20 protein-coding genes, 1 other RNA gene and 1 other annotated feature are annotated in these 24,252 nt (G+C 48.4%); of the genes, 3 read left to right on the top strand and 18 right to left on the bottom strand.

Features of this window, described 5'->3' with window-relative positions:
- Positions 1 to 332 precede the first annotated feature (332 nt).
- The 4 genes from EDD67_RS13565 to dnaX form a co-directional block, all read right to left on the bottom strand.
- Positions 333 to 545, bottom strand: coding sequence for a YaaL family protein (locus EDD67_RS13565; protein ID WP_093074612.1), 213 nt, complete (start codon positions 543 to 545; stop codon positions 333 to 335).
- A 30-nt stretch (positions 546 to 575) separates the two neighbouring features.
- Positions 576 to 1,172: a recombination mediator RecR gene (gene recR / locus EDD67_RS13570; RefSeq protein ID WP_093074615.1), complete on the bottom strand. Its 597-nt coding sequence runs from the start codon at positions 1,170 to 1,172 to the stop codon at positions 576 to 578.
- A 135-nt stretch (positions 1,173 to 1,307) separates the two neighbouring features.
- Complete coding sequence (locus tag EDD67_RS13575; protein ID WP_093074618.1) at positions 1,308 to 1,619, bottom strand: YbaB/EbfC family nucleoid-associated protein; 312 nt, start codon at positions 1,617 to 1,619, stop codon at positions 1,308 to 1,310.
- 25 nt (positions 1,620 to 1,644) lie between these two features.
- Complete coding sequence (gene dnaX / locus EDD67_RS13580; protein WP_121438746.1) at positions 1,645 to 3,468, bottom strand: DNA polymerase III subunit gamma/tau; 1,824 nt, start codon at positions 3,466 to 3,468, stop codon at positions 1,645 to 1,647.
- Positions 3,469 to 3,703: 235 nt separating this feature from the next.
- Between dnaX and EDD67_RS13585 the strand changes: the two genes are divergently transcribed.
- Entirely contained in the window at positions 3,704 to 5,089 is a 1,386-nt protein-coding gene (locus EDD67_RS13585; protein WP_093074623.1) for a YjiH family protein, read from the top strand.
- 107 nt (positions 5,090 to 5,196) lie between these two features.
- Positions 5,197 to 6,486, top strand: coding sequence for an aspartate aminotransferase family protein (locus EDD67_RS13590; RefSeq protein ID WP_093074626.1), 1,290 nt, complete (start codon positions 5,197 to 5,199; stop codon positions 6,484 to 6,486).
- 181 nt (positions 6,487 to 6,667) lie between these two features.
- Here the strand turns inward: EDD67_RS13590 and EDD67_RS14180 are convergent, their stop codons facing one another.
- The 4 genes from EDD67_RS14180 to tadA all read right to left on the bottom strand — a co-directional run bounded on the left by EDD67_RS14180 (position 6,668) and on the right by tadA (position 7,990).
- Positions 6,668 to 6,802: a hypothetical protein gene (locus EDD67_RS14180; RefSeq protein WP_277872101.1), complete on the bottom strand. Its 135-nt coding sequence runs from the start codon at positions 6,800 to 6,802 to the stop codon at positions 6,668 to 6,670.
- 125 nt (positions 6,803 to 6,927) lie between these two features.
- Positions 6,928 to 7,193: signal recognition particle sRNA large type (gene ffs, locus EDD67_RS13595), an RNA gene on the bottom strand.
- Between the two features lie 101 nt (positions 7,194 to 7,294).
- Positions 7,295 to 7,456, bottom strand: a complete 162-nt coding sequence (locus tag EDD67_RS13600; protein WP_093074629.1) for a YycC family protein — start codon at positions 7,454 to 7,456, stop codon at positions 7,295 to 7,297.
- Positions 7,457 to 7,516: 60 nt separating this feature from the next.
- Positions 7,517 to 7,990: a tRNA adenosine(34) deaminase TadA gene (tadA, locus tag EDD67_RS13605; protein WP_318271928.1), complete on the bottom strand. Its 474-nt coding sequence runs from the start codon at positions 7,988 to 7,990 to the stop codon at positions 7,517 to 7,519.
- A 146-nt stretch (positions 7,991 to 8,136) separates the two neighbouring features.
- On the opposite strand from tadA, the gene EDD67_RS13610 reads away from it, so the two are divergent.
- Complete coding sequence (locus tag EDD67_RS13610) at positions 8,137 to 10,668, top strand: penicillin acylase family protein (RefSeq protein ID WP_158638129.1); 2,532 nt, start codon at positions 8,137 to 8,139, stop codon at positions 10,666 to 10,668.
- Positions 10,669 to 10,724: 56 nt separating this feature from the next.
- Here the strand turns inward: EDD67_RS13610 and serS are convergent, their stop codons facing one another.
- From serS to EDD67_RS13660, 10 genes are all read right to left on the bottom strand, one after another.
- On the bottom strand, positions 10,725 to 11,999 hold the full coding sequence (serS, locus tag EDD67_RS13615; RefSeq protein ID WP_121438743.1) for a serine--tRNA ligase: 1,275 nt from the start codon (positions 11,997 to 11,999) through the stop codon (positions 10,725 to 10,727).
- Between the two features lie 60 nt (positions 12,000 to 12,059).
- Positions 12,060 to 12,288: a binding site (T-box leader), on the bottom strand.
- Positions 12,289 to 12,323: 35 nt separating this feature from the next.
- Entirely contained in the window at positions 12,324 to 12,908 is a 585-nt protein-coding gene (gene pdxT, locus EDD67_RS13620; RefSeq protein WP_121438742.1) for a pyridoxal 5'-phosphate synthase glutaminase subunit PdxT, read from the bottom strand.
- Positions 12,909 to 12,938: 30 nt separating this feature from the next.
- Positions 12,939 to 13,826, bottom strand: coding sequence for a pyridoxal 5'-phosphate synthase lyase subunit PdxS (gene pdxS, locus EDD67_RS13625; RefSeq protein ID WP_121438741.1), 888 nt, complete (start codon positions 13,824 to 13,826; stop codon positions 12,939 to 12,941).
- Between the two features lie 123 nt (positions 13,827 to 13,949).
- Positions 13,950 to 15,356, bottom strand: coding sequence for a D-alanyl-D-alanine carboxypeptidase family protein (locus EDD67_RS13630; protein WP_242005909.1), 1,407 nt, complete (start codon positions 15,354 to 15,356; stop codon positions 13,950 to 13,952).
- Between the two features lie 207 nt (positions 15,357 to 15,563).
- Entirely contained in the window at positions 15,564 to 17,018 is a 1,455-nt protein-coding gene (guaB, locus tag EDD67_RS13635) for an IMP dehydrogenase (RefSeq protein WP_121438740.1), read from the bottom strand.
- A gap of 182 nt (positions 17,019 to 17,200) precedes the next feature.
- On the bottom strand, positions 17,201 to 18,139 hold the full coding sequence (opp4C, locus tag EDD67_RS13640; RefSeq protein WP_121438739.1) for an oligopeptide ABC transporter permease: 939 nt from the start codon (positions 18,137 to 18,139) through the stop codon (positions 17,201 to 17,203).
- Between the two features lie 11 nt (positions 18,140 to 18,150).
- The gene (locus EDD67_RS13645) at positions 18,151 to 19,116 is read right to left on the bottom strand and encodes an ABC transporter permease (protein WP_121438738.1); all 966 of its coding nucleotides are present in this window, start codon (positions 19,114 to 19,116) and stop codon (positions 18,151 to 18,153) included.
- Between the two features lie 87 nt (positions 19,117 to 19,203).
- Positions 19,204 to 21,021, bottom strand: coding sequence for an ABC transporter substrate-binding protein (locus EDD67_RS13650; protein ID WP_121438747.1), 1,818 nt, complete (start codon positions 21,019 to 21,021; stop codon positions 19,204 to 19,206).
- 111 nt (positions 21,022 to 21,132) lie between these two features.
- A complete protein-coding gene (locus tag EDD67_RS13655; protein WP_121438737.1) occupies positions 21,133 to 22,182 on the bottom strand; it encodes an ABC transporter ATP-binding protein in 1,050 nt (349 codons plus the stop codon).
- Positions 22,172 to 23,176, bottom strand: a complete 1,005-nt coding sequence (locus tag EDD67_RS13660) for an ABC transporter ATP-binding protein (RefSeq protein ID WP_121438736.1) — start codon at positions 23,174 to 23,176, stop codon at positions 22,172 to 22,174. The genes EDD67_RS13655 and EDD67_RS13660 overlap by 11 nt, the downstream gene beginning before the upstream one ends.
- Between the last annotated feature and the right edge of the window lie 1,076 nt (positions 23,177 to 24,252).

Raw genomic sequence — 24,252 nt, forward strand, 5'->3', positions numbered from 1 at the left:
CGGAATGTCTTCCGGACTTGTCTTGCTAAATTGACGGGATATCTTCTTACTATATCCCACTTTACGCTTGGCTTTTGTTTAGTTTTCAAAGGGCAACTGAATGCCGCGCTTTTTTGCGACTTTCATAGAATATCATCTGCTTTGCGTTCGCGTCAAATACTTTTTTAAAAAAGTATTTTTTCGCTTACGTCTTCTTGTGTTGCTTCCGCTTTTCAAAGCGACAAGAAATAATATACCATCTATTGAAACGCAGCGTCAACAGGCAGATGTTTTTTTCTAAAAAGTGATTTTTCACTGCCGCTCTGACGATTTATATACCGGCAAATCAACCTTTAACGAAACGATGTTTTGCGTATGCGCGCTTCTTTCAATAAAAAATAATATTTCGCCCGCTCCAGCCTCGTGTAACTCTCGGCTTCTTCTGATGCTTCAACGGAATTGCGCATAATTGCACCGTGTTCGTCAGCCCTCCGTTTTAACTTCTCCATTACAGCGATTAATTCGTCGTCTTTTTCGCGGCGAAGTTTGCCTTTTTTTATAAACATGTGCCGTCTCCTTTGTCTGTTTTTCGATATTTACAGCTGTCTGCGCCCTTCGATCGCTTTTGACAGCGTCACTTCATCGGCATATTCAAGGTCTCCGCCGACAGGCAGACCGTGAGCGATCCGGCTTACTTTCATCCCCGTCGGTTTCACGAGCCGGGAAATATACATTGCTGTCGCTTCTCCCTCAATGTTCGGGTTTGTCGCAATGATTAACTCCTGAATCGTTTCATCTTGCAGGCGCTTGATTAAATCCGGTACATAGATATCTTCCGGGCCGACACCGTCCACCGGTGAAATCGCTCCGTGCAGAACATGATATTTGCCTCCGAATTCTTTCATTTTCTCCATTGCAATGACATCTTTTGAGTCTTGAACAACACAGATGACGGATGGATCGCGATCTTTATCCTGACAAATCCGGCACGGATCTGTATCAGTAATATGATGGCAGACAGAACAGTATGTTAGTTCACGCTTCGCATTCATCAATGCTTTCGCAAAATCCATGACATCGTCTTCGTTCATATCCAATATATAAAACGCTAACCGAGCGGCTGTTTTCGGCCCGATTCCCGGAAGCTTGGTAAATCCTTCGATAAGTTTTGAGATAGGCTGCGGATATTGCATGCGGCTCCGTCCTTTCTGAGCTGTTGATTCGGCGATCGCAACATTTGCACGGCCCGGGAAAGAAAAGGACTTGGCCTGAATAATGCAACCAAGTCCTCGCCCTTTTGCCGTTTTATTTCTGTTGCATCACCGGTATTACATCATGCCGGGAATGTTCATTCCTTTCGTGTATTGGCCCATACGTTCATTTACAAGCTCATCTACTTTGCCGAGCGCTTCGTTTGTGGCAGCCAAAATCAAATCTTCAAGCATTTCCACATCGTCAGGGTCAACGGCTTCTTCGTTGATTTGCATGTCAAGCACGCGCTTTTCACCGCTCATAATGACTTTAACCATTCCCCCGCCGGCAGAAGCTTCGACCGTCTCTTCTTTTAGTTTTTCCTGCTCTTTTTCCATGTCTTTTTGCATTTTTTGCATCTGTTTCATCATATTGCCCATATTTTTCATCTGTATTCATCCTTTCAAATTGAAGTTATTCTTTTACGTCGATCAATTCATGACCGACCAATTTCACCGCTTCATTGACAAGCGGATCTTCCGCTGGAGACGGCGCGGACGGCGGTTCCTCCGGATTGTCTTCAGCAGCGGCTTCCGCTTGTGTAGATGACGTCCCGTTGCCTTCTGCCGGTTGGCGGTTCTGTTCTTTTAAATAAGCCTCTTTCACTTCTTCCCAATGCGTATTTAACAGGGTGTACATCGTCATCGGCCGTTCCAGTACCGTCTGAACGGTTTCTTCAATCATGTCGCGGAACTTGCCGTCTACCATATCACGGTGCATTTCGTTTTTAAACGACAGGACAAACTTATCTTCGGAGCAGGCAACCGGTTTGCAGTCGTTCAGCCAAGCCGATGCCGGAACACTCTGCCTTTTAACCTGTTCGAACACGTGACTCCAGCCTTGATGAAGAGTTTGCAAATGAGCTTTCGTCGCTTCGGAAAGCAAATCTTTCACTCGCTGAATGTGCGCCCGGCTGTTCGAACTCGATGATACCGGCTTAGCTGTTTGCGGCGGTGCGTCATTCCCGGAAGTCGCTTCCGTGCGCTCTGCCGGCGAAGACTTGCCGTTTGCCACGGGTGCTGCACCGTTTCGAGACAGCGGCTGCTGCAGCTGTTTCAGCTCTTTCTCAAGTTGACGGACCTGCTGTTTCAACGCTTGCACCGTCGGATCATTGTCGAGATCCGCCTCTGCCGCGACAGATTGCTCTTTGTCCGACGGAAGCTGGCTCGCCTGAACGATAAACATTTCCAGAAATACATGCGGGTGTGTCGCCCATTTCATTTCCTGCTGAAAATGATTCAGCTTTTCAAGCATGAGGAAAATCCAAGGCTGCTCAATTTTCTCCGCAAATTCTTTGAACGTTTCATCGCCCATCAAACGGTCGCCGGCTTGGTCTAAATCCGGCGCTGATTGAACGAGCAGGAGATCGCGGAACATATAGATCAAATCATCGAGAAAACGGCCGGGATCTTTGCCGTCTTGCATCACTTCATCGATAGCCGCCAGTCCGGCAGCGACATTTTGCTCGTACACGGCTTGGACGGTACGATACATCATATCTTGCGATGCCGCGCCGACAATCGACATCACATCCGCTGCTTTTACCGTCTCATCGGCGTGGGAAATCGCTTGGTCAAGCAGGCTGAGCGCATCGCGCATCCCGCCTTCGGAAGCGCGGGCAATAAATGAGAGAGCATCTTTTTCGACGCTGACTCCGCTTTCTGCAATGATCCGCTCCATCCGCTCGATCATCGTATGCGCAGATATGCGCTTAAAGTCAAAACGCTGACAGCGGGAAATAATCGTTAACGGAACTTTGTGCGGTTCTGTCGTCGCTAAAATAAAGATCACATGACGAGGCGGCTCTTCAAGCGTTTTTAACAGCGCGTTGAACGCTCCGGTCGTCAGCATATGCACTTCGTCGATAATATAAACTTTGTATTGCGCACCGCTCGGAGCAAACTTCACTTTGTCCCGAATATCGCGAATTTCATCAACGCCGTTGTTGCTCGCAGCGTCAATTTCAATCACATCGACAATGCTTCCGTCTTGTATACCGAGACACGTACGGCATTCATTGCACGGTTCAGCTACCGGAGCGCGCTCACAGTTGATCGCTTTGGCGACAATTTTTGCTGCGCTCGTTTTCCCTGTTCCGCGCGGACCGGTAAAGAGGTACGCATGCGAGAGTTTTTCCTGCACAAGCGCGTTTTTTAATGTTTTCGTAATATGCTCCTGCCCGATGACGTCTGTAAGCTCCTGCGGCCGCCAGACACGGTAGAGCGCCTGATAACTCAAAGCATGTCGACCTCCCTTTTTACCGTTTGTTGAGATGGTTGTGCTTACTACATTATACCGATTCAACCGGCGGATTTCAAAACGTATCTTACCGATATATATGCAGATTTCGTCGTTTCGCAAAAAAACGTTCCGCTGCCGCGAATAAATTTTTATTCAATATTGTTGATTTTTATACACGAAGCTGTTATATTTATTCACATCGAATTTATATTTATTAGCGGAGGTTACCTATATGGCTCAAAATACTGAAACTGCAGCTCAGCAATCTATTCCTGCTTCGGGAGAGGCGTCCTATCCTTTTTTAAAATTTTTGCTCCCTTCGTTGTTCGGTGTTCTGTTATTTCTTATTCCTGTTCCGTTTGACGGCGGAGTCACGATCGGCGTCGGCATTCTTGCCGAAAGCTTGCAATCCGTCTTCGCCGGCGTCATACCTGCTTTTATGACCGCGATCATTTTCTTGTCAGCAGCGGGAAGCATCGCGGCTAAAACCGTCAAGCCGGCGTGGATCACGGAAAGCCCGGCTTTGAACAATTTATTTAATGTTTCTGCGCCGTGGCTTGTTATCAGAGTCGCCGGATTTATTTTTGCCGCGATGACGTTAACCGCCGCCGGACCGGGGCTGATCACTTCAGAGGTAACGGGCGGAACAGTGCTCAATGAATTAATTCCTGTCTTGATGACATGGTTTTTGTTCGCCGCATTGTTTATGCCGTTTTTACTCTCCTTCGGACTGATGGACTTTATCGGCACGCTTTTGCGCAAATTTATGCAGCCGGCATTTAAACTGCCGGGGCGCTCGGCGATTGATGCAACGGCGTCCTGGATGGGCGCCGGACCGGTCGGTGTGCTGATCACGACGCAGCAATTTGAACAAGGTTATTATACAAAGCGCGAATCGTCGGTGATTGCAACGAATTTTTCGATCGCTTCCATTGCTTTCAGCCTTGTAATTATCGGCTTTATCGGTTTAGAGCAATATTTCATTCCGTTTTATTTCACGGTGACAGCAGCTGTCTTTATCGCTGCCGTGATTATGCCGCGAATTCCGCCGCTTTCTCTGAAAAAAGACGATTACTATGAGCCGGCGGGCAAACAAATCAGCGAGGCCGCTCCGGAGAATGAATCAGCCTTTTCATACGGACTGAAAGTCGCTGTGGAAAAAGCGAACCGCGTCAAAAGCATCAAAAGTGTCCTGCAAAAAGGAGCGGTCAATGTGATGGACATGTGGTTCGGGCTTTTGCCGATCGTGATGACGCTCGGAACGCTGGCTTTGATTCTCGCTGAATTTACGAATGTATTCGTCTGGCTCTCGGCGCCGATCGTCCCGCTGTTGCAGCTTCTCGGGCTTCCGGAAGCGCATGCCGCTGCGCCGGCGATGATCGTCGGCTTTGCCGATATGTTCTTGCCTGCTGTGATCGGCAGCGGCATTGAAAGCGAAATGACCCGTTTCGTCATTGCAGGCGTTTCGATTGCCCAGCTTGTCTATATGTCCGAGATCGGTGTTTTGATTATCCGTTCGCAAATCCCGCTTCGCTTTTGGGAGCTCGCGGTCATTTTCATTCAGCGCACGCTGATCACCTTGCCGATCATTACCTTGGCAGCTCACTTCATCTTTTAATATCTCAACGGAATTAAAGCTGTTATGATAAGGAAAGATCAGATCCTGAAGCGGGGCTTCGGGATCTGCTTTTTTGAATCTATTTACTAAAAAAGGAGGCTGTTCATATGGCTTCAGATACACGATCATGGCTGACACGCATGGATGAACGCCTTGCCCCGAGCATGGCGAAGGACCATCCGAATTTGCCTGTCGTTCAGGAGGAAGGATGCTACTATTACGGCACCGACGGACAGACTTATCTCGATTTCACTTCCGGGATCGCCGTCACGAATACCGGGCACCGCCACCCGAAAGTTGTCGAGGCAATTAAAAACGGAGCCGACCGGTTTACGCACGGACCGTCCGGCGTCATTATGTACGATTCTATTCTGACGCTCGCCGATAAACTTGCAGAGATTATGCCGGGAAAAATCGATTGCTTTTTCTTCGGCAACAGCGGCACCGAGGCGGTTGAAGGGGCGTTAAAACTCGCGAAATACGTGACGGAACGTCCCGCGGTCATTTCGTTTACCGGGGGTTTTCACGGCCGGACGTTTGGCGCTATGGGCGTCAGCACGTCTAAAAGCAAATACCGCAAACATATGCAGACACAAATGAACGCCTATCAGCTTCCTTACGCGAACCCGGATTTATCTGCAGAGGAAAATGTCAAAGAGCTCAACAAGGAGCTCGACACCTTGTTCGATCATCAAATCACCCCCGAAGAAGTCGCCTGTATGATCGTCGAACCGATTCTCGGCGAAGGAGGGTACATCGTTCCGCCGGCGGCTTGGCTGCAAGCGCTCAAAGACCGCTGTGAAAAACACGAGATTTTACTCATTTTTGATGAAGTGCAAACCGGCTTCGGCCGCACGGGAGAGTGGTTTGCTTCGCAAAAATTTGCCGTTGAACCCGATATTCTCGCCGCAGCGAAAGGCATTGCCTCGGGGATGCCGCTTGGCGTGACCGCCGCTTCAAAAGAACTGATGCAAAAATGGCCTCTCGGCGCTCATGCCACCACATTCGGCGGCAACCCGATTGCATGTGAAGCGGGAATTGCTACCATCGATGTGCTTCAAGAAGAAAAACTGCCGGAAAATGCTGAAAAAGTTGGCCGTTATGCACGCGAAGAGCTGGAAAAACTGAAAGAAAAACATCCGACGCTCGGCACGATCCGCGGGACCGGCCTGATGATCGGGATTGAAATTATTAATCCGCAGACCGGAGCCGCTGACGGCGGCGGACTGATGGAAGTTTTGGATTTAGCTCTGGAAGAAGGCGTGCTGTTTTATTTTTGCGGCAACAAAACCGAAGTGATGCGCATGATTCCGCCGCTTATTGTCACGGAAGAACAAATTGATGACGGGCTCGAAAAACTCGACCGCGCATTAACGCGCTTTGAATCAACGTCTTAAAAAAAGCCTGCTTTCGAAATCGAAAGCAGGCTTTCAAATTGTAGACAAATTATTATTTTGACGTAAGCCACGCAACCGCTAACCTCCGCTTGCTTTCCCGGAGTCGTCGGAGGAGTGGATACATGGCTTCTTTTTTATAAATACACTCGCTTCAAAAAAGAGGATGACCCAGCATCCCGGCTTAATCCTGCGGGATAGCGAGACAGACGAGACTCTGCAGGGCATCAGCCCGAAGCGGCCCGGCGCTCGCCCGCGGAAAGAAGCCGGACGATGCGTCGTCATCCGTTCCTTTTAATAGGACATCGATCGATGTCATAACTTTGTCGATACTCTAAAAAGCCTGCTTTCGAAATCGAAAGCAGGCTTTTTTATTTATTTTGACACAGCAATCAAAAAAGCTGTCCGCAGCATTGCAGACAGCTTCAATTATAAAATTATATGCCGTGCACCTTTCTTCGATCACTGTTGCACTTGCGTTACCTCCGCAGTTTGCTCGATCCAGGCAACTCCGCGGCACACGGAAGGACCCGCTTACTGCTGCTTCCTTCCGGACCTGACAGGGTTCACGGGTTTCCGTTGCGCGGAACCCAAATGTCAACACCACTTACGAAGGTCAGGCCAAGTGCGCGAGCGACCTCGGAAAGGGATTCAGCCTCGCTATAGCGGATTGCGAGTACAGGGCACCGCTACCTCCCCGCCTAGCACGACAAAATTGCTAATATTTTCAGGCGCCTTTTCAAGCGCAAAGTTCAGTATAGCGTTTTTGCCGATCGAATGCAATACTTGTGTTTTGATCGGAACGGACAAATTATTCCGTTTCTGCATCAGATTCCGTATCCGGCTTGCCTTCAACTTCCTGCAACTTAGCCATCAAAATATGCGGCGGTGTATGCATGACATGCTCGATCGGCATGTTCAGTTTCTCGGAGAACATTTGAGCTGTTTCAAGCGAAATTTGGTTCGGGCGCATGTTAACCCTCCTTTTTCTTCAGTATACTATACACATACCTAAACGAAAAAGATAAAACTGTCAGTCCTTTTTACGCAAAAAACGGAAAAAGTTTTTCAGCAGCTGAGCGCACTCCGGCTCAAGCACGCCGCTTTTTACCGGAACTTTGTGATTAAACTGCGGTTCATCTAAAATATTCAAAACGGTGCCGCACGAGCCGCCCTTCGGATCAGCAGCGCCGTAAACGACCCGCGCAATCCGGGACTGAATAATTCCGCCGGCACACATCGGACAAGGTTCGAGTGTCACATACAGCGTGCATCCTTCCAGCCGCCAGCTGCCGAGCGCTCTGCACGCTGCTTGAATCGCCTCCATTTCAGCATGAGCAATTGCTTGCTGATCCGTTTCGCGCAAATTATGGCCGCGGCCGATAACCGTATCATCTTTAACAATCACAGCGCCGATCGGCACCTCGCTCAGCGCTTGCGCCTTTTCGGCTTCCAACAGCGCCTCCTGCATCCAACGTTCATCGATTCGGTCTTGTTCTGTCCGCAACATCTCACCGCCTTTTTTGCCTTTCAATCAAACCGAATTGTACGGTCTCGCTGTGAAAATTGCAAGCTTTACCGCGGCGGTTTGTTTATCCGTCTTGTGCGAAATTATGGTAAAATTCCCTTAAGATAGTTAAGGAGGCGTTCTCATTGGCGGTATCATCCATCTCTTTTAACGGCAAACGCAAAGGATTTCAGCGCAGATGGGTAAAGGCACTCATTTGGTTCGGTGCGGTGATTTTATTGCTTCTCATTGCCGCACTTATCTTTCTTCATTATTTTACGGTTGCCAGCCTGCCGGATAAGGACGGAGAAACAATTGCGGCCGCTGTAGAAGACGACGTCGATGTTTACCGCGATGAGCGCGGTGCCGCACAAATTCAGTCGGATGAACTGAGCGATTTATTTTACACGCAAGGTTACGTCACAGCGCAAGACCGGCTGTTTCAAATGGACATGACCCGCAGGCTCGCAGGCGGCGAACTGGCTGAAGTCATCGGTGAAGATGCGCTGGAAAGCGACAAATTTTTTCGTACATACGGCATGCACCGCGCAGCCGGGGAGATGATTGACGAATTTGATGAAGAAACGGCGGAAATGGTCGATGCTTACGCTGCAGGCGTGACCGCGTATATTGATGACGCATTTGCTGACGGTGAACAGCCGCTCGAATTCCGGATACTCGGTTACGAACCTGAGCCGTGGACCCCTGAAGATACGGCGATCGCTGTCAAATATATGGGATACACGCTCACAGGCAATTTTGAAGAAGAATTGACGAATTATGAACTGGTTCAGCGTCTCGGCCCTGAAGCTGCCGAAATGTTTCCTGATTACGGCATCGATGACCGGTTCCCTGTCATTGATGAGGATCCGGATATAACAGCTGATAAAGCCGAAGCGGCAGCTTCTGCTCGTTTTTACGAACAGATCAATCCGGACGGAGAAACGGTTTTTGATTATGAAGATATGCAAGATCTTACGGCGTTTTCTCCCGAACCGTTAAACGGCAGCAACAACTGGGCGATTTCCGGCGAGCACACGGAATCCGGCGCGCCGCTGATCGGCGATGATCCCCACTTAGGTTTGGCGATCCCGAGCGTCTGGTATCAAACGCACCTGGAATTGACGGATGACTTTCATTCGATCGGTGTCACCGTGCCCGGCATCCCCGGTGTCGTTTTAGGTCACAACAGCGATGTCGCTTGGGGGGTCACCTCTTTGTCAGCCGATTATGAAGACGTCTTTCTCGAGCGGGTCAATCCGGAAAACCCGAACGAGTACCTCTATGACGGCGAATGGGAAGAGGCGGAAATCATCGACGAAAAAATTGCCGTCAACGATAAAGGTGATCCATACAATCACCGCGTCGAAATCACCCGTAACGGACCGGTGATGAATAAAGTAACGGAAAACGGTCCTTATCAAGCTTTTTCAATGCGCTGGAGCGGCCTTGAACCGGGTGAAGAACTAAACGGCATTCTCCGGCTGAACCGCTCGGAAAACACGGATGAGTTTCTCGACGGCCTGGATGGCTTTGTCACCCCCGGGTTAAGCTGGGTGTTTGCCGATACGGATGACAACATCGGTTTTCGCGGCCAGGCGCTGTTACCGGAACGGACCAATTCCGACGGGCGCTTCCCGGTTCCGGGATGGGACCCGGATTATCAGTGGGACGGTTTTATCGACAGCGACGATCTCCCCGAAGTGATCAACCCCGATGACGGTTATATCATGACCGCGAACAACCGGGCGGTGAGCAGCAGCTATGCTTATGAAATCGGCCGCAACTACTTTCCGTACCGTGCACTAAGGCTGAAAGAAATGATTGAAACAAAGATTGCCGACGACGACCCGCTCACTTTGGAGGATACAGCCGGTATGCAGCTTGATTTCACAAACACGCAGGCGCAAATCCTCGCTCCGAAAATGATTGAAGGTGTCCGTTCCTGGGAACCGACGGAACTCGCATTTGATTTAGACGGCGATTCAATCAGCGCGTTTTCCGAAACTGAAGAAACGGCATTATCGATGCTCGAGAATTGGGACGGTTACGAAGATGCCGATTCACCCGAAGCGCTCATCTGGCAGCTTTGGTATGAATCGCTCCCTGAAAACCTTTATGAGCGTTATTTACATGTCAAAGTGACCGATTCGCTGACGATCCACGATACGATTACTCAAGCCGCAGAAGATGATGACGGGGTGATGTTTAATATGCTTGATGAAGAGCACCGCATCTCCTTTTCAAAAGTGATGCGCGAAACATTCCATGAAGCCGTTAAACTCGCCGAAGAGATGCAAGGAAGTTCCCCCGAAGATTGGCGCTGGGGAGAATTTCACCAAGTTGAAATTGACCATCCGCTCGGCGAAGTGTGGCCGCTTAACCATGTATTCAATCTCGGAAGCTGGGAAGTCGGCGGAAGCGGGGCGACTCCGGGAGCGATGGGCTACGATCATGAGACCGGCACAGCTGACCACGCGGCCGGCTGGCGGATGATCGGCGATCTCGCCGACCCGGAAGATTTTTACGATATCATGATTCCGGGACAATCGGGGCAATGGCGGTCGCCCCATTACGATGATCAGCTTGAGACATGGATGGAAGGCGGCTATGAACCGATGATTTATGCTAAAAACGAAGATGAGGCGAGCGGACACGTCCGTTTTGTCCCTGAATAAACATCAGGCGCCTGACCGAAATGTCTTTTCGGTCAGGCGCCTTATTGATCAATCGATCAGCGGATCACATCGCGCTCGCCCATATACGGCCGAAGCACCTCGGGAACGGCGACGCTCCCGTCTTCTTGTTGATAGTTTTCCAAAATCGCAGCAACCGTCCGGCCGACAGCGAGTCCTGAGCCGTTCAAGGTATGGACAAATTCGGCTTTGCCTTTCGCTTCACGTCTGAAGCGGATATTCGCCCGCCGTGCTTGAAACGCTTCAAAATTGCTGCATGAGGATATCTCTTTGTAGTCATTGTAACTCGGCAGCCATACTTCAATATCGTATTTTTTCGCCGCAGTGAAGCCCAAATCGCCGGTACACATATTCATCACCCGGTAAGGAAGCTGCAAATCCTGGAGAATTTTTTCCGCGTGACCGGTCAGTGTCTCCAGCTCGGTATACGAATCTTCCGGCCGCACAAAACGGACAAGTTCAACTTTGTTGAACTGATGCTGACGAATCAGCCCGCGGGTATCCCGTCCGGCTGAACCGGCTTCGGAACGGAAACAAGCGCTGAAGGCAGCGTAAGCGAGCGGGAGCTGCTCATCGGTGAGGATTTCTTCGCGGTGCATATTCGTGACCGGAACCTCTGCTGTCGGAATTAAAAAGTAGTCTTCTTCTTGAATTTGAAACGCATCTTCCGCAAATTTCGGCAGCTGCCCCGTTCCCGTCATGCTGTCACGGTTAACCATATACGGCGGAAGAACTTCGATATAGCCGTGCCGGTCTTCGTGCAAATCCATCATATAATTGATCAGCGCCCGTTCTAACCTCGCGCCAAGCCCTTTGTAAAAAACAAAACGGCTTCCCGTTACTTTCGACGCCCGTTCAAAATCAAGAATGTTCAGCTCAGAAGCGATATCCCAATGGGCTTTCAGTTCAAATGGAAAGGACGGGGTGCCGCCCCATTGGCGGATTTCTTCGTTATCGTCTTCGTCTTCGCCTTGCGGAACAGACGGGTGCGGAATGTTCGGGATCGTTAACAGCAAGTGCGTCAGATTCTCAGCCGTTTGCCGCAGCTCTTCGTCCAGTTCCTTCACCTTTTGCGACACTTCCTGCATTTCCGCGATCGCCTCAGAAGCGTCTTCTTTCGCTTTTTTCATTTCGGAAATTTGCTTGGAAACAGTATTTCGTTTACTTTTTAATTCCTCAACCTCTTGAATAATATTCCGGCGTTTATGATCGAGTTCGGTGAAATCATCCAATGCTGAAATATCTTCATTGCGTTTTTTTAATTGCTCTTTCACCTCATCCAGATCGTTGCGCAGTTTTTTCGCATCCAGCATGCTTTCATCACTCCTGTTTGTTAATTTACGTAAAAAAACGTCCGCCCCCGATGATCATTCATCAGGGACGGACGTTGTCCGCGTTGCCACCCTGGTTAAAAGACGTCTGTCTTTTCACCTTTTGCTTCTGATACCGGCGAAGCAACACCGGATATTCCTACTCGCACTCGCGGCGGCGTTCAGAATATCTGCTCAAGGACGGATTCATCTGCGCGCTTGCCGGTTCACAGCGTCCACCGGCTCTCTGAAAAGCTGACACAAGATTACTGCTTCCTCTCAGTGCATGTTTGTATGCTGTTATCATAAGCGTTTATCGGGAAAAGATCAAGCGCTGATCTTCAATTCCCGGATCATCTGCACAAAATATTGATGGAGACGGTTATCTTCCGTCAGTTCCGGGTGAAACGAACAGGCCAGAAACGGGCCTTCCTGACAGGCAACAATCTGACCGTCATACTCTGCCAACACCCGGACATTCGGTCCGGCTTTTTGAATAATCGGCGCCCGAATAAAAACTGCTTCCACCGATTCACCCACACTTGAAATATCAAGCGCGACCTCAAAACTTTCTCGCTGCCGTCCGAAAGCATTGCGCTCGACAGTTATATTCATCACCCCAAGGTGAGCTTGTTCTTCGCCGGCAAGATCACCGGCCATTAAAATCGCCCCGGCACATGTGCCGAAAATCGGTTTTCCCGCTGCGGCAAATTGTTTCAGCGGTTCGAAAAACGCGTATTTATCGATTAAACGGCGCATCGTCGTACTTTCTCCGCCGGGAAAAACTAAACCGTCGATATCATTTAATTGTTCAGCTTTTTTAACGATCACGGTTTCGACATCTGCCGCCCGCAATGCATTGACATGCTCATTCACGGCCCCTTGCAAGGCCAAAACACCGATGCGAATCATGATGACACCTTCTTTCTTCGTACCTTTCCATTACCAGCCGCGGTCCTGCATCCGCTCCTGCGGCTCGAGTGAAGACATTTCCAACCCCGGCATCGCTGTGCCCAATTCTTTGGAAAGATCTGCGATCAGTTTATAATCTTCATAATGGGTTGTCGCTTCTACGATCGCGCGCGCGAATTTATCCGGATACTGCGATTTGAAAATACCGGAGCCGACGAACACGCCGTCTGAACCGAGCTGCATCATCAAAGCTGCATCTGCAGGCGTAGCAATGCCGCCGGCGGCAAAATTTACTACCGGGAGGCGTCCGCGTTCTTTAATATCCAATAGCACCTCATAAGGCGCCCCGTGATTTTTAGCTTCTGTCATCAACTCATCCGTTGATGTGTTGACGATCTTATTGATCTGGCTTTGAATTAGACGCTGGTGCCGAACCGCCTCGACAATATTTCCGGTGCCGGGTTCGCCTTTCGTGCGCATCATTGAGGCCCCTTCACCGATGCGCCGGGAAGCTTCGCCGATATCTTTCGCTCCGCAGACAAACGGAACAGTAAAGTCGCGTTTGTTCAAATGATAAACTTCATCCGCAGGTGTAAGCACTTCACTTTCATCGATATAGTCGACACCGAGCGCTTCTAAGATCCGCGCTTCAACAATGTGACCGATCCGCGCTTTCGCCATCACCGGAATCGATACAGCATTTTGAACTTCTTCAATAATCGTCGGATCAGCCATACGGGCCACCCCGCCGGCAGCGCGAATATCTGAAGGAACCCGCTCCAGCGCCATAACAGCAACCGCACCGGCTTGTTCCGCAATTTTTGCCTGCTCCGCGTTAACGACGTCCATAATGACGCCGCCTTTTTGCATTTCTGCCATACCGCGTTTGACGCGGTCTGTTCCTACATGTTTCTCCATAATGAGCCCCCTTTATTAGTCAACGTTTGGCTAACGCCTTACGTCTGTCATGCTTTGTTTTTCATTATAACGAAAATGGCCTTTCAATGCACAGTCATCTGTTTATGCGCTGCTCCGTGTTCGTTACAGCCAGCCCCGGACCGTTTCTGAAATGCTTGTCCATAAGCCGGAGAAGAAATTGCCGATGCTGTGCATCGTCAGGCTGAACCAGCCGAGCCGATCAACGCTCTCTGTTGCCGCGACGTCCACGGTCATTGAGCGTTCTAAATCATCCAAAATATATGATTCTTCCGCGTCGCCGTTATACTCGATATGCATCTCGCCGACGATATCGCCTGATTCGACCGGAGCTTCCAATTCTCCGTCTTCGTTTAAGCTGTCTTCATCCCATTCAACCGTGTAACTGTAAAGCTCTTCTTCACCGTCTTCAATTACGCGGGTAATGGCATCGGTCGATGCGACCGAAGCTTCTTCTTCTTCACCTTTCGCAACCGGGATTGTCTCATAGCCGTCGAGCGTCATATTTTCCGGGAAAATCTCTTCTGCAGAAAACGTATCAAAACCCCATTCAAGGATTTCTTCCGTCTCTTCAAAGCGGTGTGATTCCGAGTCTGCTCCCATGACCACGCTGATTAAACGCTGGCCGTCTTTTTCCGCTGTTCCGGTAAACGTAAAGCCGGCATCATTTGTATGCCCGGTTTTTAAGCCGTCAATCCGCTCGTAATCCAAATCCGGCGATTGCGTGCCCGGAATCATCCAGTTCCAATTTTGCATCGTGATTTCATCATCGGTCCCTTCACGGAACGTTTTTTCGTCGATGCTTGCTGTTTCCAGCACTTCCGGATAGTCCGTTACAAGGTGATAGCCTAGCGTTGCCGCCGCTTTCGCCGTCATATAATTATCTTCATCCGCTTCGGTTCCGTCGGGATAATTGTCCTCTAACAATCGGTTTGGAAGTCCTGTCGAGTTAACGAACTGAAAATCTCCGGCTCCTTCTGCCGCAATCTCTTCTAAGTCGCTCAGTCCGTATTCTTCGCCCGCTTCACGCAAAGTCGTTCCGAGGCCGATTTCTTCTCCTGTCTCGTTCATACGTTCAACAAATTCGCCTTCAGAACCGGAAATCAGTTCAGCAAGCGCCATTGTTGCTGCATTCGCCGAATAAATCGCGACTGATTCATACAGTTCTTTTACGGTATAATCCGTGTCCGTGTTCATCGGTACGTTCGACAAAGCGGGATCGTGTGCAAATTCCGCCAAAAAATCATTGACGGGCACTTCCGTGTCCCAGTCAATTTCACCTTCATTAACAGCTTCGAGAATAATATACTCAGACATCATCTTTGTCATGCTCGCCGGCGGCAAAGGCTCATCAGCATTCTGATTATAGAGCACGCGCCCTGTTTCAGCATCGATCAATACGGCGTTTTCAACCGACGGGTCATACGATGCTTCAGCTTCTCCTTGATATGTAAATACTCCAGTCACAGTGATCAGCGATGCCAGCGACAATAATCCGGTTTTTTTCAACAATAAAATTCGACACCTTTCTTTTCTCGATATTTTTCGTTTATGACAGCTCAATCGTTTGAGCGAATAGTAAAATTATTTTGTGAAAACCAAGCGTAATTTTATCATATTTAGACAGAAAAAAACAGGACGTTCCGCCCTTCTAATCCATAGGTCTTTCTAGCTAAAAATTGCCGAATGAAGAGTGCATCTTCATTCGGCCGTTCGCATTTACGAATAATTCGGCGATTCTTTTGTAATCTGCACATCGTGCGGATGGCTTTCCCGCAGTCCGGCATTGGTGATGCGGATAAAAGCAGCATCTTCTTGCAATGAAGAGAGTGTCGGCGTCCCGCAATAGCCCATACCGGCCCGCAAACCGCCGACAAGCTGATGAATCGTATCAGTGAGCGGCCCTTTGTAAGGCGTGCGCCCTTCAATGCCTTCAGGCACCAATTTTTGTTCGTTTTCTTGAAAATACCGGTCTTTGCTTCCTTGTTCCATCGCCGCAATCGAGCCCATGCCGCGATAAACTTTAAACTGACGGCCTTGGAAAATTTCCCGATCGCCGGGGCTTTCGGATACACCTGCTAGCAAGCTCCCAAGCATAACAGCGTGTCCGCCGGCAGCAAGAGCTTTAACAATTTCTCCGGAATATTTTATTCCGCCGTCAGCAATGATTGTTTTCCCGTGCTTTTCCGCTTCAAGCGCACAATCGTAAACGGCTGTTACTTGCGGAACACCGATTCCGGCGACAACGCGGGTCGTGCAAATCGAGCCCGGCCCGATGCCCACTTTGATAATATCAGCTCCGGCTTCGATCAGTTCGCGTGTCGCTTCTTGCGTCGCGACGTTCCCGGCAATTAAATTTAATTGCGGATACGCGCGGCGAATCTCTTTCACCCGGTTAATAACACCCTGCGAATGACCGTGCGCCGTATCAATCACGAGCGCATCCGCGCCGGCATGAACGACCGCTTCAATCCGGGCGTCAGCATCCGCACCCACGCCGACAGCTGCTCCGACCAGCAGCCTTCCTTGGCTGTCTTTCGCCGATTGCGGAAATTCAATCGCTTTTTCAATGTCTTTAATCGTAATCAGACCTTTCAGTTTACGGTCCTCATCGACGAGCGGGAGTTTTTCGATCCGGTGTTTTTGCAGAATTTTTTGCGCTTCAACGAGTGTAGTTCCGACAGGAGCAGTGACGAGATTTTCGCTCGTCATCACATCTTTAATTCGGATCGAGTAATCCTCAATGAATCGCAAATCCCGGTTGGTAATAATCCCGACAAGTTTACCGTTCTCATCGGCAATCGGAACACCGGATATCCGGTATTTCCCCATCAAATGTTCCGCGTCGAATACTTGATGATCTTCAGATAATGAAAATGGGTTCGTAATCACGCCGCTTTCGGAACGTTTAACCATATCAATGTGCTCAGCTTGATCTTCAATCGACATGTTTTTATGCACAATCCCCAGACCGCCGAGACGCGCCATCGCAATTGCCATCCCTGCTTCTGTGACCGTATCCATCCCGGCACTGATGATTGGAATATTCAAGGAAAGTGTTTCCGTTAACGATGTTCTGACAGACACTTCATTCGGCAAAACATCGGATTTGCCGGGAACAAGCAATACATCATCGAACGTTAACCCCTCTTTTGCAAACTTATCTTCTCGCATGATTGACGAACCCCTTTCTTTAATTATGAATCAAACTTTGCCTGCGCTCCGCAAAATATTATACGTAGGTTATCAAGACCGCCGAGATGTGTCAAGGAAAGCGCCGATGTTATAAAATTCAATCAATTCAGCGGGAAGAAAAAGCTGGACAGTCATGAGAGACTGTCCAGCTTATCGGCATGTTATCTGCGAGAGCGGCTTTTCGGATCAAACGCATCCCTCAACCCGTCACCGATAAAGTTAATCGATAAGACGGTTAAAACGATCATTATGCCCGGCGGGAACCACTCAAAGGGACGCTGGGTCAGCACGCCGAGATTTCGCGCTTCTTCCAGCATTTTTCCCCATGTCGGCGTCGGATCGGGAATTCCGAAGCCGAGAAAGCTCAACCCGGATTCTAAAATAATCATTTGCGCCATCACGACCGTCGCGTTAACGATAATCGGACCGATCGCATTCGGAATCAAATGTTTGCGCATAATTCTGAAATCAGATGCACCGATCGCCCTGGCGCTTAGCACATATTCCTGTTCACGCAGGCTTAAATAAGAACCGCGCAAAATCCTCGTTATGTTCGGCCAGACAATCAACCCTAACGTGACAACGAAAATAAGCAAACTCGTATCTTCTAAAATCGTGACAACGGTCAAAACTAACAGTAAAAACGGAAAGATTAAAAATAAGTCGGTGACGCGCATGATTAAACTGTCGACGCGCCCGCCGTAATAACCTGATAACGAACCTAATACAACACCGATAACCGTAACAATCAGTGTAATATAAAAACCGATTTGAATCGAAATTTGCCCGCCGTAAAGGAGCCGAGCAAAGTTATCCTGTCCTGACGGATTCGTTCCCAGTAAATGCTCATCGCTCGGTTCAGCGTTGACATTTAGCATATCCGTCCGGGTCGGATCATGATCAGTCAGTAACGGAGCACTGAACGAAACCGTGATAATGATTAAAAGCGTAATAATTCCAGCAAGCGCAAGCTTATTGCGGACAAATCGCTTCAGAATCAGCTTCGTCGGAGAATCATTTTTTTTCTGCTTCGATTCGCTCGGTTCAGGTTGCTGAGTGGTTGAAACATTTTGTTGTTTGTCTGTATGTTTGTCAGCCATAATAGTTCACCTCAATCGTAGCGAATTCGCGGATCAACGACAGCATACATGATGTCTGCCAAAAGATTTCCGACGAGTACTGTTACTGCAATAATCAAATTAATCCCCATTATTAAAGGGAAATCCTGGTTTTGAATGCCCGTTAAGAACAATTGTCCGAGACCAGGGAAGCTGAATACCGCCTCCGTCACGACAGCGCCACTTAACAAGGTGCCGAATTCAAACCCGAGCAAAGTAATAAGCGGAATCAAAGCATTGCGCAATGTATGTTTATATAATACATTTTGCTCGCCCATCCCTTTTGCCCGCGCAGTGCGGATAAAGTCCTGCCCCATAACATCGAGCATTTCTGAACGCGTGTAACGCATATAAATCGCCGTACTTGCCAGCCCGAGCGTAATACCCGGCATTACCAAGTGATGGAGCCGGTCTAAAAACGCGTCGATCCCTGTAAGACCCGGCTGTGATATCGTTCCTTGCGGAGGAAATAACCCTAACTGAAACGAAAACACGTAAACTGCAATTAACGCAAAAAAGAAGTTCGGTACGGCTAAACCGAAGAACCCGAATACCGTGGCGGTATAATCAACCGGCGTATATTGTTTGCGCGCTGAATACATCCCCAGCGGCACCCCGATTACAATTGTAATGAATAACGAAAAGGCTGCTAAGTATACAGTATTCGGCGCTCTCGACATAATTAATTCTTCGACCGTCCGTCCGGAATAATGCAGCGAATCACCCAAATTTCCTTGGGAAATTTCGCTCAGCCAATTCATGTATTGCACCGGCGGCGGGTCATTTAATCCTAGCGCTTCACGCCGTTGTTCTACTACCTCCGGATCCACCGTCGGATCCAGCACCTCTCCTGTTAACGGATCACCGGGAGCCAATGTCGCCATTGTGAATACAACGACAGTCACGATAAACAGCATCGGTATAAATATTAGAAAACGGCGAAGAATGTATTTGTACATGGTGTCTTCCTCCTACATCTTCACTTGTAAAGGGCGTGTGGCAGGAATGAACCACACGCCCTACAGTCATTTTCGAAGAATACTATTTTATTCTTCTGTCACGTACCATTCGTGCGTATTTTTGTACATGTTAACCGGATTCTCTGTCACTCCGCCTAAACGATCCGTATAAGCAAAGTTGTTTTCCATCGACCAGAGGAAAAGCATCGGCAGTTCTTCTGACACATGCTCGGCCCATTCTGCATATTTTTCTTGACGGTATTCCTGATCAAACGCATCCGGAGCTTGCGTTGCTTCTTCCATCAGCTGTTCACTTTCTTCACTGTACCAGCGAGGATAGTTGTATGCTGCTTCTGCACCGAAGATCGCCGATGGATCCGGATCGCCGGATGCCAAGCTCCAGCCCATCAAGTAAAGATCCATATCCGGCTCATCTTCTTCTACGCGTGTCGCGTGAGCATCAAACTCGCGCGGCGATTGAACGTCAACACGGATACCGACTTCTTCGAGGTTTTGCTCAATAACCGTTGCCGCTCGTTCACGCGGCTCGTTTCCGGTCGGATATTCGAGATTCAACGTGTATTCCTCGCCGTCTGGATCCTCATAATAACCGTCATCAGTAACATCTTCATAGCCGGCTTCTTCCATAAGCTCTTGTGCTTGCTCTACGTTGTACTCGTATTTCACCGGCGCATCTTCATCATATGCCCAAGAAGCTTCCGGGAACGGCGCGTGCAGCACTTGACCGGAGCCGTGGATCAGCCCTTCGACCATTGCTTCACGGTCGACACCGTAAGCGATCGCTTGACGGACACGCGGATCTTCGAGTTTTTCATTCGTCTCGTAATTGTCAACATCGTACACGGCATTTTCAACGTCTTCAGACGGGCGGTGCGCCAGTTTGAAGCCCATATACTGGTAACCGAGATCCTGCGGCTGGTACATGTTGATGTTATCCATCGCTTCAACCGTATCTAAGTCAACCGGTTCAATGCCGTCAGGTTCAAAGACCGCATCAATATCGCCGCTATCGAGCAAACCGGTCATAACCGACTGATCAATAACTTCCCATGTGACAGAATCGAGGTTAGGTTCGCCGCCCCAATAGTCTTCATATTTTTCTAAGAAGTAGTAATCGCCTTCTTCATACTCAGCCATTTGGAAAGGACCAGTTCCGACGATTTCTTCCGGGTCCGTTGAAGCCGGGTGCTCTTCAATTTCTCCCGCATCCGCATCTTCAAATACGTGTTCCGGGATAATATAGTAACCCGTGTCGTATTGCGGCGTTACCGTCGGCTCTTCCCACTCAAATACGACGGTATGATCGTCTTCAGCACGCACACCTTCAAATTCGTCGGTGTCACCGGCGCTGAATTCTTCGTAACCGACCAAATCATCGACATAATCTTGACGAACGCCGATGTATTCAGGGCTCGCAATCATCGTATACGTGAAAACAACATCGTCAGCTGTGAATTCTTCGCCGTCGTGCCACGTGACATCATCACGCAGTTCAACGGTCATTTCCGTTTGGTCGTCATTCATCTCCCAGTCTTCAGCCAGCTCGTTATAAAACTCGAGCTCTTCATCTTGTGCGAAAAGACTTTCATAAGCAAATTCGATAATATTATTGTCATAAGAAGACGTATAGTAAATAGGGTTGAATTGATGTTCAGGTGTCGAGTACATGGCAACGGTTGCGTTGCCGCCTTCCTGTGCTTCCCCTTCGTCAGCATCATCATTCTCTTCATCTTCGTTGTCGTTGTTGTCCGCCTCATTGTTTACATCATTGTTTCCTGCGTTGTCATTTTCGAAGTTTTCGTCATTGACATCACCGCAAGCGGCCAATACTAAACCTGCGGAAAGCGCCGCAACTGTTGAGTAACCTAATCGTTTTCTCTTCAACTGATAATCCCCCTTTAATTTCTTTAAAATAGTTTTTTTCAAGTGCTGCAATGCTCTTTTTACCTGTCACCTCCTGATGCAGAATAAATTTATTATTAAGAGCAGCTGCTCCTAGTCGCGAATGACTTCTCCCGTTTCCGGATCGGTATATAAATGACAAGCGACGTAATGATCATTGCCTATATCCGTCAATTCCGGCCGCTCGGTTCGGCAGCGTTCATGCGCTTCCGGACAGCGCGTGTGAAACGGACAGCCTGACGGCGGATTCGACGGACTCGGCAAATCGCCTTCCAAAACAACGCGTTCCTTCTTTTTTGTCACATCTGTTGATGGCACTGCTGAAATTAATGCTTGTGTATACGGATGAAGCGGTTCTTTATAAAGCGAATCAATCGGCGCAATTTCAGCGAGTCTGCCTAAATACATGACCGCGACACGGTCGCTGATGTGTTTAACAACGCTTAAATCGTGCGCAATAAACATGTAAGTGAGATCAAAATCGTCTTGCAAATCTTCCATCAAGTTGATCACCTGAGACTGAATCGAAACGTCCAAAGCCGAGACAGGCTCATCGCCGATAATAAATTGCGGCCTTGTCGACAGTGCGCGGGCAATTCCAATCCGCTGGCGCTGTCCGCCGGAAAATTCGTGCGGATATTTGTCTCTTGCTTCGCGGCTCAATCCGACCGTCTCGAGCAAATCACCGGCAATACGCTGCCGTTCTTCTTTATCGTGTAAATCTTGCACAACCATTGGTTCTTCGATAATTTCACCGATGCTCATGCGCGGATTCAACGATGCATAAGGGTCTTGGAAAATCATTTGCATGTCTTTTCGCAACGGACGGACTTTCCCTTGCCGGACATTCGTGATTTCTTGGCCTTTAAAGGTGATCGATCCTTCCGTTGAATCGATCAGCCGCATCATCATCCGCCCGAGCGTAGATTTACCTGAGCCAGATTCCCCGACAATGCCGAGCGTTTCTCCTTTATATATTTTAAACGAAACATCGTCAACAGCTTTGACATTTCCGACTGTTCTTTTTAATATTCCGCCTTTAACCGGAAAATATTTCTTTAAATTTTTAACTTCGACTAACACTTCACGGTCAGCAGCCGCTTCTGTCTCATCGGCTTGTGCTGTTTTTTCATTAACTGTCATGCGCCGTTCCTCCTTGGTTCTCATCATACAAAATACAGCGGACATAATGACCCGGCTCGACTTCCCGTAAAGCCGGAACTTCTTTTGTACAAGCCTCCATTGCGTACTGACAGCGCGGAGCAAAGCGGCATCCCTGCGGAAAATTGTCCGCCGGCGGAACCGTTCCGGAAATCGACTCTAAGCGTTCTTTATCTTCCTCAATTGTCGGCATACTCGCAAGCAGTCCTTCGGTATACGGATGCTTCGCATCTGTAAAGAGCTTATATTTCGAAGTATTTTCAACAATTTGTCCGCCGTACATTACGAGAATGCGATCCGCCATCTCAGCGACAACACCCAAATCGTGAGTGATCATTAAAATCGACGAGTGATATTTTTCCTTCACGCTCTGCATCAACTCTAAAATTTGCGCTTGTATCGTGACATCGAGTGCTGTTGTAGGTTCATCTGCGATCAACAGCTTTGGATCGCACGACATCGCCATCGCAATCATCACTCGCTGCCGCATACCGCCTGAAAGCTGGTGCGGATGTTCTTTCACCGTTTCTTCGGCACGCGGAAAACCGACTTGTTGGAGAAGCTCAACAGCTTTTGCCTTGCCTTCTTTTTTCGTTTTTACTTTTTTATGCCTCAAAAGCATCTCGGCAATTTGTTCGCCTACAGTATACACCGGATTTAAAGACGTCATCGGCTCTTGGAATATCATCGCAATATCATCGCCGCGAACATTTGTCATTTCTTTATCCGATAATGCTAACAAGTCGCGTCCTTCCAGCTTCACTGAACCGGACACAATCTTTCCGGGCGGCTGAGGAATCAAACGCATGATTGACAGAGACGTGATACTTTTACCGCTCCCTGACTCACCGACGATAGCAACCGTTTCACCTTTATGTACATTAAAATCGACACCGTCAACAGCTTTTGCTACTTTATCACCTAAATAAAAATACGTATGAAGATCTTCTACTTCAAGCAATGTCTCTTTACTCATCTTGACACCTCATTATCTTTGTTTTCAGTCGGTAAGCCGATCCTATTGCGAACGTTCAGCCATTTATTTATACACTGACGTATGTATATTTTCAATATATTATTTCACAGCACAGCGACAGCAAAAGGAATGCTTGTTCACCGCTTAATCGTTTAGCCAAAAGTCTCTGTCCATCACTGTTAAACAATTGTCCTTATTTAATAATACAGAAAATTCAAACTATTATTCTGTCTTTAGCCACTCTTCTCAGTATGTGCAATTATAAATTCTTTATTATTTGATTGCAATAATTATTCTGAAATTCATCAAGAATAGTCTTCTGAAATCCCAAAATTTTATGAAAATTTGCCAAGTGCTGTATGTGAGCGTTAACAAGTCCATTGTAATAGATTCTCTCTAATATTGTAAGGTTTTTCTGTAATTAGACAGAATATTTCACTCTAATGCGTATTATAACATTAATTCACGCTGCAACATGAAGGCTGTCAGAAGATCTGACATAGTTTTTCGGTTACAACTTCCGTCCGTTTAACGGTTGTCGGTTTTCGCCATCAAAAAAAGGCATCCTCATAAGAGAATACCTCAGATTGTAGACAAATTATTATTTTGACGTAAGCCGCGCAGCCGCTACCCTCCGCTTGCTCCGGGCAAGGACTCAGCTAGTATTCGGCGGTATCAGACCGCCGAATACGGATCTTCGTCGCCTGCTTTCGAGGCTGCTGAAAAAGTAGATGATCAATTGGATGCCTGCATATTTATTTTTATTTATAGAGCGAGAAGTTTTATGAGACCGGAGCAAAGTCGACGCCTGCGGGAAAAGCAACTGCTGAAGACCCCACAAGAAGCGATTTCGCTTCTGAGGAAGCTGAGGCGTTGCCCGCGGCAAGCGAGTTTGCGGAGGGCTCATAATATTCTGTATTCTATGCGGATCATAAATAAACACCGACTTTATTTATCTAGCACTTTTTCAGCCAGGTGAAAGAAGCCGGACGATGCGTCGTCATCCGTTCCTTTTAATAGGACATCGATCGATGTCATGACTTTATCATCAAAAAAAGGCATCCTCATTACGAGAA

The sequence above is a fragment of the Salisediminibacterium halotolerans genome, from assembly GCF_003814815.1.
In the GTDB taxonomy this organism is placed as follows: domain Bacteria; phylum Bacillota; class Bacilli; order Bacillales; family Salisediminibacteriaceae; genus Salisediminibacterium; species Salisediminibacterium halotolerans.